Origin of the sequence: Shewanella sp. SM87, from assembly GCF_025653705.1 — a bacterium.
Taxonomy (GTDB): Bacteria; Pseudomonadota; Gammaproteobacteria; order Enterobacterales; family Shewanellaceae; genus Shewanella; species Shewanella oncorhynchi.
Window position 1 is genome coordinate 1 of record NZ_JAKKSC010000085.1, and the last position, 1,064, is coordinate 1,064.

Here is a 1,064-nt window from a genome sequence, read left to right on the forward strand (position 1 = left end):
TAATGCCGTTCACTTAAGAGTGAACGGCATTTTTCTTTGGTCTAACCGGGAACTTGTTTTTGCTCATTTTAAGAACTCGTGGATATGCCCTTTCCCGTTTACCATCCAGCTTAAATTGCCGTGCATTTCGTTCTATATCCAATACGTCTCTCGGGACATTCCCCGGTGTTTGTGATGACAGTTGTGTCAACTTGAAGATGATATAACTCGCCGCATCCCGAAAACTCAGTTGATTGGGATGGACCGATGGCAAGCTTTTAGCCATCAGCAACATCTTATATCTAATGAGATTATAGGCCAGTAGCACGCCCCATAACTCTTGAGTCACCAGCTCCGGTAGTTGACTGCGGAGCGTAAAACGACTCTCCAGTAGATGTTGTTTCATCTCTCTATAGCCCAGTTCGATTTCCCATCGATGGGCATATAAGTCGACGATGTCTTCGCTGGGGTAACGCATCGGGTCTGTCAACGAGGTCAAAATGGCGACTGACTTACCTTTCACTGTCTTAGTCAATAAACGCGCTTCAAGAGTTTCAGGGAGCTGCGGCCATTTCTTTCTGGCTTGAGGTGTCGTGGTGAGTTTCACCCACTGGTCATGTTTCCCCAGCGTTCGCACTACTTCATATTGAGTGCCTTTCTTCAGTGGCAACAACCAGTGGCTATCAGGTTGCGCTTGCTGCCAAGCGTGCAGCAGGCCGAGCGAGTAAAATCCTCGGTCAAATAGGGTTAGGCTGTGATTGGGAATGCTAGGAATGAGCTGGGACGCTAAGTTCATTTCATTTTCGGCAACCGAATCAAAGGCGCTGTTGACCAATAAATGGCTGCTTAATTCCATCAAGCAAACCATGCGAATTTGCGGATAAGCAGCTTCGCCTGAAGCGTTTGCGGTACGCGCAAAGGCGGCTTGATTTTGGACACTATCGGGTGTCCGCCACACTACACCGTCAACACCATACAAGTTAAGGCCGCACCAATGAGGATGTTCAGCTCTCGCGTGCCAGGTATTGGCGCTGCGACTAAATACTTCTCTAATAACCTCACTGCCCAATCGTTTACGCGCCTGA

General features: G+C 48.4%; 1 protein-coding gene. It reads right to left on the reverse strand.

The window, feature by feature from the left end:
* Positions 1–13: 13 nt before the first annotated feature.
* Positions 14–1,064, reverse strand: a 1,051-nt coding sequence (locus L5M11_RS23750; protein WP_263193451.1) for an IS4-like element ISSba6 family transposase, incomplete at its 5' end; no start/stop codon positions are given.